Source organism: Terrabacter terrae, assembly GCF_039529575.1.
GTDB classification, from domain to species: Bacteria; Actinomycetota; Actinomycetes; order Actinomycetales; family Dermatophilaceae; genus Terrabacter; species Terrabacter terrae.
In genome coordinates, this window is the sequence record NZ_BAAANB010000013.1 from 862 (window position 1) to 1,337 (window position 476).

At 73.5% G+C, this 476-nt stretch carries 1 protein-coding gene; it reads left to right on the top strand.

Annotation, left to right across the window (positions count from 1 at the left end):
* On the top strand, window positions 1–476 hold a 476-nt coding region (locus tag ABD194_RS08590; protein WP_343990129.1), incomplete at both ends, for a peptidase dimerization domain-containing protein.

Genomic DNA, 476 nt, shown 5'->3' on the forward strand with positions numbered 1-476 from the left:
CACCGTCGACATGCTGGAGCGCGCCGGCGCCCACGCCCGTATGCCGTATGCGGCGGTCTTCGGCCACGCGCGCCGCCTGCGCCCGCTGCTGTCGCGGGTGCTGCCGCGCCTCGGCCACGAGACCGCGGCCCTGGCACGCACGACCGTCGCGGTGACGCAGCTGACCGGGTCTCCCGGGGCCAACGTCATCGCCGACGTCGCTCGGGCCCACGTCAACATGCGGGTGATGGTGGGCGAGACCGTCGACGGGGCGCTCGAGCGGATCCGCCGCACCGTCAGGGACCCCCACGTCGAGGTCGTGCTCGTCAGCGGCGACGAACCGAGCCCGGTGTCGCCGACGGACGACACGGCATACGCCCTCCTGGAGGCGACGGTCGAGGAGGTGTTCCCGGGGACGGTGGCGGTGCCCTACGTCATGCTCGCGGCGACGGACTCGCGCCACTTCCACCGGGTGTGGCCGCGCGTCTATCGCTTCA